Annotated in this window: 14 protein-coding genes and 2 pseudogenes; 4 read left to right on the top strand and 12 right to left on the bottom strand. The window is 35.8% G+C overall.

Going from position 1 to position 13971, the window contains the following annotated elements:
* Positions 1–246 precede the first annotated feature (246 nt).
* The 3 genes from ACE199_RS20680 to ACE199_RS20670 form a co-directional block, all read right to left on the bottom strand.
* The gene (locus ACE199_RS20680; RefSeq protein WP_127760264.1) at positions 247–930 is read right to left on the bottom strand and encodes a DUF554 domain-containing protein; all 684 of its coding nucleotides are present in this window, start codon (positions 928–930) and stop codon (positions 247–249) included.
* Between the two features lie 110 nt (positions 931–1040).
* Positions 1041–1859, bottom strand: a complete 819-nt coding sequence (locus ACE199_RS20675) for a MerR family transcriptional regulator (protein WP_375351414.1) — start codon at positions 1857–1859, stop codon at positions 1041–1043.
* Between the two features lie 236 nt (positions 1860–2095).
* Entirely contained in the window at positions 2096–3352 is a 1257-nt protein-coding gene (locus ACE199_RS20670) for a DUF445 domain-containing protein (RefSeq protein WP_375351413.1), read from the bottom strand.
* Between the two features lie 92 nt (positions 3353–3444).
* Between ACE199_RS20670 and ACE199_RS20665 the strand changes: the two are divergent.
* A pseudogene (locus ACE199_RS20665) lies at positions 3445–3567 on the top strand (tyrosine-type recombinase/integrase); the annotation flags it as partial.
* A 133-nt stretch (positions 3568–3700) separates the two neighbouring features.
* Positions 3701–3937 (top strand): IS3 family transposase, encoded by a 237-nt coding sequence (locus ACE199_RS20660; protein WP_375351419.1) that lies wholly within the window; start codon positions 3701–3703, stop codon positions 3935–3937.
* On the opposite strand, the gene ACE199_RS20655 is transcribed toward ACE199_RS20660, so the two are convergent.
* The 9 genes and pseudogenes from ACE199_RS20655 to ACE199_RS20615 all read right to left on the bottom strand — a co-directional run bounded on the left by ACE199_RS20655 (position 3847) and on the right by ACE199_RS20615 (position 12509).
* The gene (locus ACE199_RS20655; RefSeq protein ID WP_375351417.1) at positions 3847–4830 is read right to left on the bottom strand and encodes a tRNA dihydrouridine synthase; all 984 of its coding nucleotides are present in this window, start codon (positions 4828–4830) and stop codon (positions 3847–3849) included. The genes ACE199_RS20660 and ACE199_RS20655 overlap by 91 nt on opposite strands.
* A 462-nt stretch (positions 4831–5292) precedes the next feature.
* On the bottom strand, positions 5293–5976 hold the full coding sequence (locus tag ACE199_RS20650; RefSeq protein WP_375351412.1) for an RraA family protein: 684 nt from the start codon (positions 5974–5976) through the stop codon (positions 5293–5295).
* Between the two features lie 48 nt (positions 5977–6024).
* Positions 6025–6252, bottom strand: a pseudogene (locus tag ACE199_RS20645) (anion permease); the annotation flags it as partial.
* The gene (locus ACE199_RS20640) at positions 6225–6350 is read right to left on the bottom strand and encodes an anion permease (protein WP_375351416.1); all 126 of its coding nucleotides are present in this window, start codon (positions 6348–6350) and stop codon (positions 6225–6227) included. The gene ACE199_RS20640 and the pseudogene ACE199_RS20645, both read right to left, overlap by 28 nt.
* 183 nt (positions 6351–6533) lie before the next feature.
* Positions 6534–7502, bottom strand: coding sequence for a 2-keto-3-deoxygluconate permease (locus ACE199_RS20635; RefSeq protein WP_375351411.1), 969 nt, complete (start codon positions 7500–7502; stop codon positions 6534–6536).
* 231 nt (positions 7503–7733) lie between these two features.
* Positions 7734–8441, bottom strand: coding sequence for a response regulator (locus ACE199_RS20630; RefSeq protein ID WP_375351410.1), 708 nt, complete (start codon positions 8439–8441; stop codon positions 7734–7736).
* Positions 8434–10038: a DcuS/MalK family sensor histidine kinase gene (gene dcuS, locus ACE199_RS20625; RefSeq protein ID WP_375351408.1), complete on the bottom strand. Its 1605-nt coding sequence runs from the start codon at positions 10036–10038 to the stop codon at positions 8434–8436. The genes ACE199_RS20630 and dcuS overlap by 8 nt, the downstream gene beginning before the upstream one ends.
* A 563-nt stretch (positions 10039–10601) precedes the next feature.
* Positions 10602–11480 carry a radical SAM/SPASM domain-containing protein gene (locus ACE199_RS20620; protein ID WP_127760257.1) on the bottom strand — a complete coding sequence of 293 codons (879 nt, stop codon included), beginning with the start codon at positions 11478–11480 and terminating at the stop codon, positions 10602–10604.
* Positions 11481–12281: 801 nt separating this feature from the next.
* Positions 12282–12509, bottom strand: a complete 228-nt coding sequence (locus ACE199_RS20615; protein ID WP_375351407.1) for a hypothetical protein — start codon at positions 12507–12509, stop codon at positions 12282–12284.
* Between the two features lie 187 nt (positions 12510–12696).
* Here ACE199_RS20615 and ACE199_RS20610 point away from each other — a divergent pair, with 187 nt between their 5' ends.
* Both ACE199_RS20610 and ACE199_RS20605 read left to right on the top strand, forming a co-directional pair.
* Complete coding sequence (locus ACE199_RS20610) at positions 12697–13218, top strand: SH3 domain-containing protein (RefSeq protein ID WP_375351406.1); 522 nt, start codon at positions 12697–12699, stop codon at positions 13216–13218.
* Positions 13219–13297: 79 nt separating this feature from the next.
* Positions 13298–13561 (top strand): hypothetical protein, encoded by a 264-nt coding sequence (locus ACE199_RS20605; protein WP_375351405.1) that lies wholly within the window; start codon positions 13298–13300, stop codon positions 13559–13561.
* The last annotated feature ends 410 nt before the right edge of the window (positions 13562–13971 follow it).

Genomic DNA, 13971 nt, shown 5'->3' with positions numbered 1-13971 from the left:
TGTTTAAATTCTTGTGTAAATGTTCTCCGCTCTCTTTTGGTCATGGTAGGTTCTCCTCGTTTATATTAACTGTAGTCTACTTGACCTTAAAATTTCTGTCCAACTAAGTGTAGCCTATCCATACCATATAAAAATAAGAATAAGGGTTTTAGAAAAATTATTCTTATTAAACTAACTTGTTTGTTAGCACCATTCAGTGAACTTTAGCTCTTGCCCCGTTTGTTTAAGTAAAACATTTCACAAACATTATAAATGGGCTAAATGAATAATCAAAAATACAATAGGAGGAATCATTAATGAGGGTAAAAGATTTAAAGTATTACATTTCTTGATCCCCAAAATACTTAATCCTGACGCTAAAATCAATATTCCCCCTACAATAGTTACTTCATTCAGGAGATCATTACTTAAGGAATTCTCCATTAAAATAGCAATTAAATAAATGGAACCTTGCCATGCGAATAATACTATGCCCGCAAAAGCTATTCCAATTCCAAAAGTGGAGGCTAAAACAATCGAAGTAATGCCATCCAACATACCATTTGCAAGGAGATACGTATAATCTCCCTTTAACGCTGCTTCTACAGGACCTAAAATAGATAATGTCCCAATACAAAATAATAAAATAGCAGTTGATAACCCTTCAGCTAAATTACCCTTAGAATATTTATTAACTAACGTATTAAACCTCGATTCCAACTTAAGTTTTTCACCAAGTAATCCCCCTATGGCTAAACTTACAATAAAAAGAACTGGATATTTACTGGAAGGCAAATGCTGTACTAATGCATTAATTCCTAATCCCATAGCTGCTAATCCCATAGCCTGCATAAGGATTTCATGATATTCATCTTTTATCCCCTTTTTAAAAATGCTTCCAATAATGCTCCCCATTATGATCATCATAGTATTAAATATTGTTCCAAACATACATTTATCTCCTTTTCTCTAAGTGGTGTTTCTTATTAGAATCTAAAAACAAAAATAAACCCTCTAGTAACTAGAGGGTCAAGTGGCTATTATCAATAAATGATTAAAATTTATGTGCGGGTGTACGGCAATAAAATTTCCGTAACATATTTATCTTTATCATTCGTAATGCCATAATCAATCAGTGTTATTTCAATAGAATCGTCTATCAGTTCATAATTATACTCTTTCATATAGGTTAACAATCTTGTATAATAGGCTGCCGCATCCATATGAGTTCCTTTAAATCGAATTCTTAAATAGTCTCTCTCTGGTATAATAACCGAAGATGGAGCTATCTGATCTCCTTCTTCAAGCACCATGAAAACACTTGAATATTTATCAAAATTATTTACACTTAAATTAGAAACCGAAATCGAGACTCCGATTTTCCCTAAAAAGATTTCTCCATTTATCCCATAGCTATTCCTTAATTCTGTAATGGGTAGTTCAATGTCATCTCCAATAACATATTCATGGCGTAAATATGCTACACGCATTTCAGGAAGTTTTACTTCCGATATTTTATCTAGAGTTGTACTGACGGCATCTTCAATTTGTACTAGACGGCGTAGGATTTTGGTTTCAATTATTTCTAATTCTCTCTTTTTTTTAGCTACTTCATCCTTTTGTTTTTTTAACATCTCAACTAGAGTATTAATTTCCCGATAGTTAAAAAAATCTTTAATCTCGCTTATTGGCAAATCTAACGCCCTCAAATATTTTATTGAATTCAACCTTTCAAACTGTTGTGTCGAATAATATCTATAGTTGTTCTTTTCATCAATAAATTCTGGACGTAAGAGACCAATCTCATCATAATACCTAAGTGTTGCAATTTTGACTTTGAATAGCCTTGATACTTCTCCAATAGTAAAATACTCTTTCATAGAAAACTCCTCTATCTGTATTAATACTGAAAATGAAATTACTTGAATTGTACAGTAGATTCAGTACTAATATTACATCATCTAATAAGAATAAGGTACGCTCACTTTTCTTTTTAGATGAGGATAGAGAAAACAGTATTGAACGATGTTCTTTAGTTGTTATAACCGTTTCTTTCTAGTTACCCCTGATAAATCGAGAGAAACGAATCAGTAAACTTGATTCGTACTAAAGGATACTATACTAGTCTAAACAGAGCTTGTACACCTGTTAGGAAAATCCCTATTACAAACCCACAAACTGCTCCGTTAACACGAATCCACTGTAGATCTTTTCCTATATTATTTTCTATCATATCCACAAGTGTTTCATTGTCTAACTTATCTAAATTCTCTTGTACAAGATTGCCAATTTGTGAATGATTATTTTCAACGAGCACGGCTATTTGTTTTTGTATCCAATGATCAATATTGGCGCTATTTTCTTGGATGTTGTCTAGTATGCGGTTCATCAATGGAATAAGATAAGTATCCATAAAATCTTTATCTTCTACGAAAACTAATGCTTTTTCTTGAATTTGTTGCAGACTTTCCGTTATTGTTTGATCAGGCTCCCATTTCGCCAGCAGTTGATTTTTCCATTTCTCAACGCTTTCTACTAGTTCGCGGTTATCATTTATACCTTGTAACTCTTTCCGGATATATAAGAGTAAAGCTTCTCGATTCGTTTCACCCTCGTGTTTCAAACTATTGACCACACTTAGTAATAGATTTTGCACAATATTGCCGAGTTTTTCCTCGTTCAGTAAACCTTGAATAGACTTAAGAACAAACTGCAGCATGCCATCTGCTTCAATCTTGTTGATGATATTCATAGAAACAGTGCCTAACCGGTGAATAGTCTGTTCTTTTCTTAACCAAGCCTCAGCTTTTTTCAAAATATGATCCAGAGCTTTCTTATCAACCTGTTCATTAATTAGCTGTGAGCTTATGACTTGAAGAAATTTTCTCATTTCAACGTTAGCAAGCGTCGAGGTTATTTGTTTTTTAATGAAAGGTGTAAGCTTTTCAACGTCTATGTAACGAATCAGTTTTTTAATCAATTGAACAAGACCTTTTCTAAAAGAATCTGTTTGCATCTGTTCAGCTATGATGGCGATTAGCTTTTCTGTAAAAGGAATGTGTTTTACTTTTTCTTGGATGCTTTCCTTAGAAAGCCAGTCATTTTTCACTACCGAAACAAGTGCATTTGACATTCTCTTACGATTATTGGGCAGTAAAGCTGTATGGGGGATGGGTAATCCAAGCGGGCGGCGAAATAGTGCAGTAACTGCAAACCAATCGGCTAATCCACCAACAAGCCCAGCTTCAAAACCTCCGTGTAATAAACCACCCCACAATGAACCTTCAAATGGTGTGGTTGCAATATAACCTACCCCCATAATAATTAATGAATATCTAGCAATTTTTTTTGACGCTTTTGTTTTAGTTGACATTATATTCCCTCATCCTTTAATGATATACAACATTTAATATAACCAAAGTAGTAGCAAATTTCATCACAGTTCTTTATAAAAACCCCATTCGATTAATCAAAAAAGCAGAAGTGAAGAGAATATCTATTCATAGCTTACGACATACCAATGCAACGCTATTAATGAAACAAGGCATCAATCTCAAAATTGTCAGCGAACATCTCGGTCATGCAAATAGAAACAGTGAGCAAATTTGAAAAAATGCTAGGTTAAAAGTGAAGGAATTCTGTTTATAAATCAAAACAAGAAAATGGAGAAATAATGATTTTCCCCATTTGCGTACTTTTAATTTGCAATTCATAACCTAATATAGATTACTATAATAACAAACGTATAAAGCAAAAATTGGCGGGCATGAGTCCGGTTCAATACCGTCTTCACACCAGCCAATTACGTATAATGGGGACACACCAGTTTAACGTCCTACTTCTCTTTCACCTTGAATTGGGACACTTCTACTGTTGTCCCATTCCAGTAAGATTCTTTGACTCAAAGTTATCGAGCAACGCATGCACTTCATCTGTTGACGCTGTGTTCATTAATTGATTTCTTAATTCACTCGCCCCTCGGAATCCTTTGACATAAATCTTAAAAAAGCGATGAAGAGCCTTGAACGAACGCAGTTCTAATTCTGAATATTTATCATGGAGATCCAGATGCAACCTTAAGAGATCAAGCAATTCCTTACTATTATGATCTTTCGGCTCTTTTTCAAAGGCAAATGGATTATTGAAAATACCACGCCCAATCATAACCCCATCAATACCGTATTGTTGAGCAAGCTTTAAGCCAGTTTGACGGTCAGGGATATCCCCATTGATTGTCAAGAGTGTATCCGGTGCCACCTCGTCACGAAGTTTCTTAATCTCCGGGATTAGTTCCCAATGAGCATCTACTTTGCTCATTTCCTTTCTTGTACGCAGATGAATGGAAAGATTCACAATGTCTTGTTTCAATATGTGTGTCAGCCAGTCGCGCCATTCGTCTACCTCCGTGTAACCAAGCCTTGTCTTTACACTTACGGGCAATCCTCCTGCTTTTGCTGCTTGTATTAAATCCGCTGCAACTTCTGGACGACGGATAAGGCCGCTTCCCTTCCCATGCTGTGTCACATTAGGTACAGGACAGCCCATATTGATATCCACTCCCCTAAATCCAAGTTTCGCCATACCAATACTCATTTGCCGAAAATTTTCAGGCTTATCGCCCCATATATGGGCTACAATTGGTTGTTCATCCTCTGTAAAAGCCAAACGCCCACGCACACTACGGATCCCCTCTGGGTGACAATAGCTCTCCGAGTTTGTAAACTCTGTAAAAAAAACATCCGGTCTAGCTGCTTCACTCACTACATGACGAAAAACAACATCCGTCACATCTTCCATTGGTGCCAGTATAAAAAAAGGTCGTGGTAAATCACGCCAAAAATTATCTATCATATTCAAATTCAAATCCTCTCATGATGGGATACCAGGCCAACCCCTTGTCCCAAAATTAAAAAGCAAAATGTCTCTGCTTCCTTTACACTTATACCATGCTTAAGCACTTTTTATCAAACGAATCGTAAATGTTTATTTTAACTTCACAATCTCTGTACAACCAAAATAATCTCCTGCTAAAACCCACCTCATCCACCAGCATTCCACTGTTCGAGTTAAAATAAAGCTTTGCTAAAAAAGAAAATTGAAAGAACATTGGATTGAAAAGGGTTCAACAGGAAAAAGACCTCGAAATCGCAAAAGTGCACTTTAACGAAATCGGGGTCGGACTGTTTAATATTATCGTTTTGTCATTGTATTAATTAGCGTGCTAAATACTTGTGTCCTGTCCATTTGTAGATGTTCTCTCTGAAATGTGCCAGATAGCAATAACCCGCAATCATTTTATAACCTATTTATGAATTACTTTTTAATGAATTCACAATGCTTTTGATTTAATTTTTCATAAACCCAATTTAAATCTAAGCCTTTTCCTTTTTCTATTTTTTCTAAGATAGCTGCTTCTCTATTCTGGAGCTCCAACACTTTTTGTTGTAATTCTTTTGCCTCTTCGGGCTTTATAATGATAACGCCATCATCATCTCCTATGATGATATCTCCAGGACAAACAATCTTTCCTCCAATACTAACAGGAACATTTATCTCTCCTGGACCATTTCTATAAGGACCATTCGGTGTTCGTCCTTTCGCAAAAATAGGTAAGTCCATTTGACTTAATACTTCGTAATCCCTAATACAACCATCAATTAGGAAGCCACCTAATTTTTTTGATTGTGCAAGCTTCGACAGAACTTCTCCCACTAGTGCTCGATCCATACATCCTTCTCCATCAATGACAAGGATATCGCCCGGCTGTGCTCTTTCAATAGCAAGAAAAATTAATAGATTGTCCCCGCTTGGCACTTTAACGGTATAGGCTGATCCAAGCAAATTTTGTTTATTGACTTTTTGAATAGATGAGTCAATTGCAGCCATTTTATTCATACAATCCCCAACGTTGGCAGCTTGCATACCTGCAAAACCTAGAATTAACTCCGTTGATGGTCTTTGAATGTCTTCAAAAACACGAAAACCTATATTTGACATAAAAATCTCCCTTTTGAACCAATATAAAAGTTTATTTTAGTTTATTTTTTACCATAAACCAAGTACTTTCCACCAGAGTCCTCCAACAACACCCCAAATAATAATATGAATGACTGAAACGCCAAATCCGATTAATCACCATTTATCTTGCGAAACATAGCCTGAACCAAAGAATACAGCAGCGGGACCGGAGCCGTAATGGGTCAGACATCCGAACAAGTTACCGAAAAACCCTAAAATCAAAGCAGTTAGCATGGATGGCGTTCCTGCTGCGATGGTTTAATAATTAATCCAATAATTGTTACCACAAAGATGGCAAATAAGTGCCAGGCTTTTTCATCTAGACCCTGAGGTGCACCAATAGACCAAATCATTACGCCTACAGCTAAAGTAATCAACAAGGAAATGAAATGAACTTCTTTTCCTTTTGATGTTGTAGTACTAACATTCTCAGGTACATTCATGGTGTTTCCTTCTTCCTTCTATCTTAAAATAGCTATTCGAACAATACCGGAACATAGATTTCTTACTTTTCCGTGTTATAAATTTACTTTTTATCATGCTGCACTTGAAATTGATTTTTTAGCTTTTTTCTTTTCGGACATTTTAAATACATAGCTAACAATAATCGGACAGATTATTGCAGATATTACACACGCTGCTGCAACTTGTGCAGTAGCTCCTGGTGCTATTGAAGCTAAGGTAGGATCTGCTGCTGCAACAACAGCTGGTGTAGCTACAGCATTTCCAGCTGTTGACCCTGTTGCTAAACCAACTATAGGATTTTCTTTAAATAACTTCAAAAGTACGTAAGCTCCAATTCCAGTGAAGGCAGCTATTAATCCTAGTAAGATACCAGGACCTCCCGCTTCTAGAATAGTTGAAAGATTCATTCCTGCACCTAATGGGAATGAGAAGAATGGAATTAATAATAATTTACTGCTTCCAAGGAACTTTCTCATATCAGGATCAATATTCCCCAAAATCATTCCTATTATTATTGGAATTAATACTCCTATAAGCGCTTCAAAAGGAATGGAGGCAAGGCCTGATGCACCTAATGCAACTAATGTGAAAAATGGACCATCTTTTAAAGAAAATACCGCATATGCCCCTACATCCGTTTCGTCACCATACGATGAAGCAAGAGATGCATATAATCCACCATTAGCATTTAATAACGCTGCAAGGATGGCTAATGGTGATAATCCTAGTATTCCAGCAGGTCCAAAAAGCATGGCTACAGTTATACCTATACCAGCACCTACTATAAATTTTCCTGTTATTAATATGGCACCTTTTTTTAATGCCTTTGGTGCTAATTTGAAATTAATTTGTGAACCAATTAAAAACATAAAACATGCCAAAATTGTTGATGAGGCTTCTTTACTGAATAATGCCGTTGTAAAACCTCCAATTTCTAAAAATTGCGGAAAAAATGTATTAGTTAATACTCCTAAAAAAAGTGGAACAACCATCATACCACCTGGAATCTTATCAAGCGTTTTCTTAATTGGAATTTGCATGTTTAATCCTCCTAAAATCGTTTTTTTAATCTTGCAAAAACCTATTATTTTTTCCGATTTATCCAGTTATTAGGGAGAGAGATTCCGATTTTCTTTCAGGCTGTGCTATGTTTTAATCCCCCTTTATGTTGTTACATGTCTATCATATTCCCATGTAAAGCGTTTTCATAGTTTATGAAAGTTTAGTAATTCTTTTTGTAAATAAAAAAAGTAAGCAGCTTCAAAAACTGCTTACAGAAAATTTTTTATTAAGTGTTCTTTAAATGGGTTAAATTCATGCTGATACACAGGCCTTCCAATTGTTCCATGGATCACCTTGACTTCAAGTATTCCTAAGTCCTTTAGAAAGTTAAGGTACTTTCTTGCTGAAACCCTTGATATTCCTACAACATTCGCTACTTCGTCAGTGGAAAAAGGTCCTCGTTTCAACTCTTGAATGGCATCCCATACCTGCTTTAAGGTATCCTTCGCTAATCCCTTTGGAAGTTCCTCTGCGATTACGGCTTCTTCTCTGTGCCAAAGTAAGTTATCGAGCTCTTGCTGACTAACCGAATCCTGTTTACCAATGAACCGGGCTTGCTCAAGATAGGCAGCAAGTGCAGCGTTAAACCGTTCAAACTCGAAAGGCTTAATTAAATAGTCGACAACACCATACCTTAATGCCCTCTTAATTCTTTCAAGATCTGAGGCCGCTGAAATGATGATGACATCAATTTCAAGATCATTTTCCCGAAGATACGCTAACAGCTCTAGCCCCTGCTTTCCTGGCATAAAAATATCTAGGAGAATGAGCTGAATATCATACTTTCCCAAAAATCGGATGGCTTCAGCGACTGAATGGACTGTTGCAGCCAACCGGAATCCATCAATTTTGGCAAGATATTGTTTATTGATTTCTGCTACCATCGGGTCATCTTCGACAATCATTACATTAATCATTCTGTTCATCCTCTGCTTTATACGGTATATACACGGCAAAATTTGTTCCCTTTCCTGGCTTGGACGAAATAATCATGTCCCCCTCTAGTTTTTCAATTGCCTGCGCCAAAAGATATAATCCGAACCCTCGGTTGTCTCCTTTCGTAGAGAAGCCTTTATCCAGTATTTTATTTTGGAGTGATTTCGTCATTCCCACTCCTGTGTCTTTAACCTCGATTGTTAAAATATCCTCTGCATAATCAAGTTTAAGGTCGACTTTTTTATTTGGACTGTCCGCAATTGCATCCATTGCGTTATCGAAGAGATTTCCAATGATCGTTATCAGCTCATGTGTGATTTCCGGGTTTGCAGGCTTGGGGATTTTACTTGCACAATCAAATAATAAAGAAGCACCTGATTCTCTAGCAAAGCTTAGTTTACCAATTAAAAATCCAGCAAGAACAGGGTCTTGAATTTTCTTCATCATAAAGCCCATTTCTGTTTCCCGGTGGTTAACCGTTTCACTCACATAGTTAGCAAGTGCATCATATTGTTCAGTTCGAACTAGGCCAAGGATGACATGAAGTTTGTTCATGAATTCATGTGCCTGGGCACGGAGAGCATCCGCATAGTTACGCACACCTGTGAGCTGTTCGGCCAAAACTTGAACCTCTGTTTTATCACGGAATGTAGCAATTACCCCTACCGGTTGATTCTTCACAACCACCGGTACCGTATTTACTAAAATAGTAACTCCATGCAGGTTCTGTTCTTGATTTATTTCCGTTTTACCCGATTTTACAATGCGAGTTAACCTAGTCTCTGGCAAATATTCTTCGATGTTCATTCCCATAGGATTCTCTTCAAGTCCAGCTTTTTTAAAGAGCTTACGGGCCGCCTTGTTTACAAGGGTGATTTTTCCTCCCTGGTCAATGGCTATTATTCCCTCACGCACAGACTGAAGCATGGAACTACGTTCTTCAAGCAACCTGGCAATAGCGGGCGGTTCGAGTCCTAAAAGGATTTTTTTGATGTATCTCGCAAGCCCTACTGCGCCAACCACGCCAATCAATAATCCGATTAAGGTACCAATAACCATACCCATTCGACCTTTATGTACAGCCATTGTTACGTTTTCTAAGGAAATTCCTACAGCAACTGCACCGACTTGTTTTCCTTGAGAATTCTTTATTGGAGTAAACGCCCTCATGGATGGTCCTAGTATGCCTTTTGAGATTGATACGTACTCTTTCCCTTGTAGGACAGGCCCTTCATCTCCTCCCCTAAAAAGCTTCCCTACTTCACTAGGATCCGGATGGGAAAGCCGTATTCCTTTCATGTCCATCACAACAACAAAATTAACATTTGTTTTATCCTTAATTTGGTTGGCAAAAGCTTGTATTTCTGATGTATTGGTTAATCTTTCCAAATCATCAATCACCAGCGGGCTTAAGGAAACCATCTTTGCTACATTAAGGGCCTTTTCTTTTTCGGTGTCTTCCACACTGGAGGTAATTCTTTTGCTTATGATTAAATCCGTTATTCCAAGTGATAAAGCCACGACAATACATACAAATATAATAATAATGGCTTGTAAACTAAGTTTGCTCTTCTTCATACTCTCCTCCAGGTATTATCATAATGATAGTATGTATATAACTTATACATAAAATGACAAAAGACCGCTAAGCTCATAAAAAAGCTTTAAGCAACCTTTATCAGAAATCATCCAATTAGCAAAATAGCATCCGCCATAATTGGGGTGAGAATCATTGCACTTTTTTAAAATTAACATCGGAACATTGTTGCTAAATTTGGGCGCAATAAACCCTAGTAATATACCTATTAGGAACCTAGTAAGTGTGATGATCAAAGATGTCGCCCCCCTCATACACTTTCACTTCATGAATGAAATTTATCAACGTATATTATAGTACTTGAAAATAGCAGGACGCTTTTTGTAATTAAAAAAAGTGTTTGGGTAGAAAAATAGTACGGGTTTTTTCATTGTTCATAAAAAAAAGACAAGCTTTTTTTAAACTTGTCTTCATAAATATATTTATTTAAATTCTATTTTCTTGTTTACTATCACTTGTGATAAGGTTCACCGCGTTATATCTAAATGAGGGAATGAGTTAGAATGACTCTATCTAACTTACTAAATCCAAGCTATTTGCCTATCTATTTTCCAAACCTTTTGCGATACCCGCATTTTCTACATAGTTCCTCCACTGCCACTCTTCGTGAAAAACCATCTACAAGGTTTTTGGCTCTGTCCATCTCGATAATATCAGAAAATGAATGATCATTAATATTTCCAAGATTAATAACTCCCTCACCATCCAGACAACAAGGGATAACCGTTCCATTTGCTAAAATCCCGGCTTGATTTCGCATGCCATAGCAGAAGCCCTTCCCATCATCTTCTTCTTCATGTAACGCAGGCCACTGAAACTCGTAATCTTGATTAATGAAGATGCGTTCCGCAATTTTCACGCCGCTTCCTGGTACGACCTTCTCTTCAATTTTGTAATCTAAATCAAATTCTTTCTCAATAATTTCTAGTAATTCTCTATTTCGTTTTCTTTCAATATTTGTCGTATTGTCTTGTGTAAGGTTCCATAATCTTAGGGAAACAATCATCTCTGATTGGCTCGTTGCTTCTTTAATAAAAGAAATGATGCTTCTCACATACCCTTCCTTATCTTTAGAACCAATATGGCCATCAAAGCTATGGAGTGAGAAATTCATTTGCCTTAGCGCAGGCTTGTTTAATAATTTCTCCCTCTTTTTATTAATTAATGTTCCATTGGTTGTGATATTGACTTTAAACCCTTTTTCATGACTTAAGTCTAACAATTGGTCTATTTTAGGATGGAGCAGCGGCTCACCTTTTACATGTAAATAAATATAGTCTGTGTGCGGTTTAATTTGGTCTAATCTCTTAGAAAAATCCTCCACAGAAATGAATTGCTTCTGTCGTTCTGTTGGCGGACAAAAGCTGCATGCAAGATTACACACACTTGTAATCTCTAAGTAAAACTTCTTAAATTTTTTCACTATCAATTCCTCGCTTCTTCAACTCTTAGAACAGGATGAACTATTATTCTATCACTATTACAGCATATTTGTTCCTAAATGGGAACATGCTTATTCAAGGAAACTACCGTTACCCTAGAAAATCTGATTTTTTTCATAATAAAGGTCTATACGGCTCAAGAGCTCGCCACATGGACTGGTTTGTTTCTATTAATCAGTTTGATGACCACCTCTAGACATAATGGACAAAAAATACATAACAATAAACAATGAGGTCCTTACGACTGTAAGACATATCAACTATATAGCACAATTTCTATGTAGTCTTTGTGCAATGTATAAAAACACATGGATAAAATGAATATTTCAGAAAACAAAGAATAAGCCCAAACCCTTGATACAAAAGGATTTGAGCCTTGTTTAAATGATGATCTGTGAGGGACTTGAACCCCCGACCCCCACCCTGTCAATTTTCTAAACGATCTTTTATACAGCATTTTTGTATAAATAGAATCCATTAATTCCAATAATTCAAGTTCCAAATGTTTAATTATACAAACAGATTCTCTTAATTCCATTGTTTCTAGAAATTCTGTGCAATTTCTGTGCAATCTTAATCAATGAATATTAATTGAGATGAGGGTAGGGTGTGTTTTTATAATTTAGTATTGCTACTCACTCCACATGGGGGCTGATGCACACTCTAACAAATGTTGTAAATATTTTTTGTTTAGAACTACCAACATATTTAAAGTGCCACGAAAAAAACTATATTGTTTTAAATTGATCTAATGCCTCTGTTTTTATAGTATAACTAATAACTTACCAAGACAATTCCATTTGTCCGCCTTTAAAGGTTCTTAAAATCCGCGTGATCATCGGCCCATAATACTCTTGTTTACTAGATGGATACGTTATTACTACTGTAGAAATAATATCCTCACCAATAATCGCTTTTTCATATACCATGTGACTTCCATCCTTATAAGAGATTACGTACCAATCACTGCCTAATCGTTTATATACAATTGAACTTTCTATTTTCTCCACTACTCTTTCAACTAAATTGGTATTATGTTGAAAGAGTTAAAGACGCAAAAGATAAGTCTTTAGACCCCCGTTTGTTACTTAATTATTAAAATAGTTTAGAATTATTGGGTAGTTTTATATATAATAGAAATAACTTCTAGTCCTTTTGACCAGAATTATAACTACTATACTAAAAGGAGATTTGGTAATGAAAAAAATTATATCTATTTTTGCGAGTATTTGTGTGCTATTACTTTTCGTGAGCGCAAATACTACACCGGCTCAAGCTGCAAGCTACGACAAAGCTTATGCTACTAAAACACTTTCCGTAAAATCTTCTGCAGGAACATCTTATAAGACTTTAGGAAAAATAAAAGAAGGTTCAGTCGTTAATGTTTATGGTGCTGTAGCAGTTGGAAAAGATCAAGACGACTGGTATGGTTATCAGCAATACGGTTGGTCTAAGATTAAATACAATAATAAAACTGGTTGGGTTAAAACCCACGAATTACACTTTGCTGATCCATATAAATGGACACCTGGCGTTAAAGATGAAGTTATAAAAAGCTTAAAGAAATACTATCTTTCAAAGAATGACAAAATGAAACTAGTAAAAGCCGATTATTTCTCTAATGAAGGGCGCTATGTATGCTACGTGCAATTTGGCGGAAAAGGAAAATGGTATCCCTTTGTTACCATTAACATTAAAACAGGTTGGTATCATGGTTAATTAAGTACCTGGTACCCCCTCCTCTTTAGCTTTTAACCAATTTGGTTATTCGCTAATATGTATTATAGAGGGGATTTAAATGGAATATATTGATGTACAAAACGCCGTTGTTATTAATCGAGATGTAGTTGAAGAAATGATGGCCGAAGAATTTTGTTTTTCAGAAAAATGTTTTATTTCAAAACAACGAGATCATGCTTTTGATTCCCTAGGAAAATTACGAATGATGTATTGGATGATTGGAAAAAAACCATTGGAAGATCCACGTTTCTTATCGTTTGCAAGAATGATGGAATATGCTTTTAAAATAGACATATTGCCAAAAGATGAAGAAAAAGATTAATAAGTGCAAGAAGCGGAAGAATTCAAATATTCTCCGCTTTTCTTTTTGTTAATATGGAGGTGTATTTAAATTTTCACGTTGAAGAAGCATCATATTGTAATTATTTAGGGGAAGATGTAGTCGGCACTGATATAGAAACAACAAAAGAGCGGGCAATTGCCGCTCTTAATAGATAAACTTATTCAAGTATTCATTGATTACATTATCTTTGATTTATCTGCAAATTGAATAAATTTTTCTAGATTCTCTTGATTTATTATCTGTTCAAATTCGCCTATTTCTCCTAATATACTCCCCCATTAAATAACCCCTAAAATGAATGTACACAATTATTAGACTGAAGATTGGGAATATTATTTAAATTAAAGGGGAATGAAGCCCTTCCATACCAGCTGCAGTTTGGAGTTTAC

Origin of the sequence: Peribacillus sp. Hz7, assembly GCF_042136355.1 — a bacterium.
In the GTDB taxonomy this organism is placed as follows: Bacteria; Bacillota; Bacilli; order Bacillales; family DSM-1321; genus Peribacillus; species Peribacillus asahii_A.
The sequence above is the reverse complement of the archived record's forward strand: the minus strand, read 5'-3'. Positions and strand labels throughout refer to the sequence as shown.

Coding starts and splice junctions, on each gene's coding strand:
- ACE199_RS20650 (WP_375351412.1), bottom strand. CDS start 5,976: ATGTCAAATATAGGTTTTCGTGTTTTTGAAGACATTCAAAGACCATCA.
- dcuS (WP_375351408.1), bottom strand. CDS start 10,038: ATGAAGAAGAGCAAACTTAGTTTACAAGCCATTATTATTATATTTGTA.
- ACE199_RS20630 (WP_375351410.1), bottom strand. CDS start 8,441: ATGATTAATGTAATGATTGTCGAAGATGACCCGATGGTAGCAGAAATC.
- ACE199_RS20610 (WP_375351406.1), top strand. CDS start 12,697: ATGAAAAAAATTATATCTATTTTTGCGAGTATTTGTGTGCTATTACTT.
- ACE199_RS20680 (WP_127760264.1), bottom strand. CDS start 930: ATGTTTGGAACAATATTTAATACTATGATGATCATAATGGGGAGCATT.
- ACE199_RS20675 (WP_375351414.1), bottom strand. CDS start 1,859: ATGAAAGAGTATTTTACTATTGGAGAAGTATCAAGGCTATTCAAAGTC.
- ACE199_RS20655 (WP_375351417.1), bottom strand. CDS start 4,830: ATGATAGATAATTTTTGGCGTGATTTACCACGACCTTTTTTTATACTG.
- ACE199_RS20635 (WP_375351411.1), bottom strand. CDS start 7,502: ATGCAAATTCCAATTAAGAAAACGCTTGATAAGATTCCAGGTGGTATG.
- ACE199_RS20605 (WP_375351405.1), top strand. CDS start 13,298: ATGGAATATATTGATGTACAAAACGCCGTTGTTATTAATCGAGATGTA.
- ACE199_RS20670 (WP_375351413.1), bottom strand. CDS start 3,352: ATGTCAACTAAAACAAAAGCGTCAAAAAAAATTGCTAGATATTCATTA.
- ACE199_RS20640 (WP_375351416.1), bottom strand. CDS start 6,350: ATGATTTGGTCTATTGGTGCACCTCAGGGTCTAGATGAAAAAGCCTGG.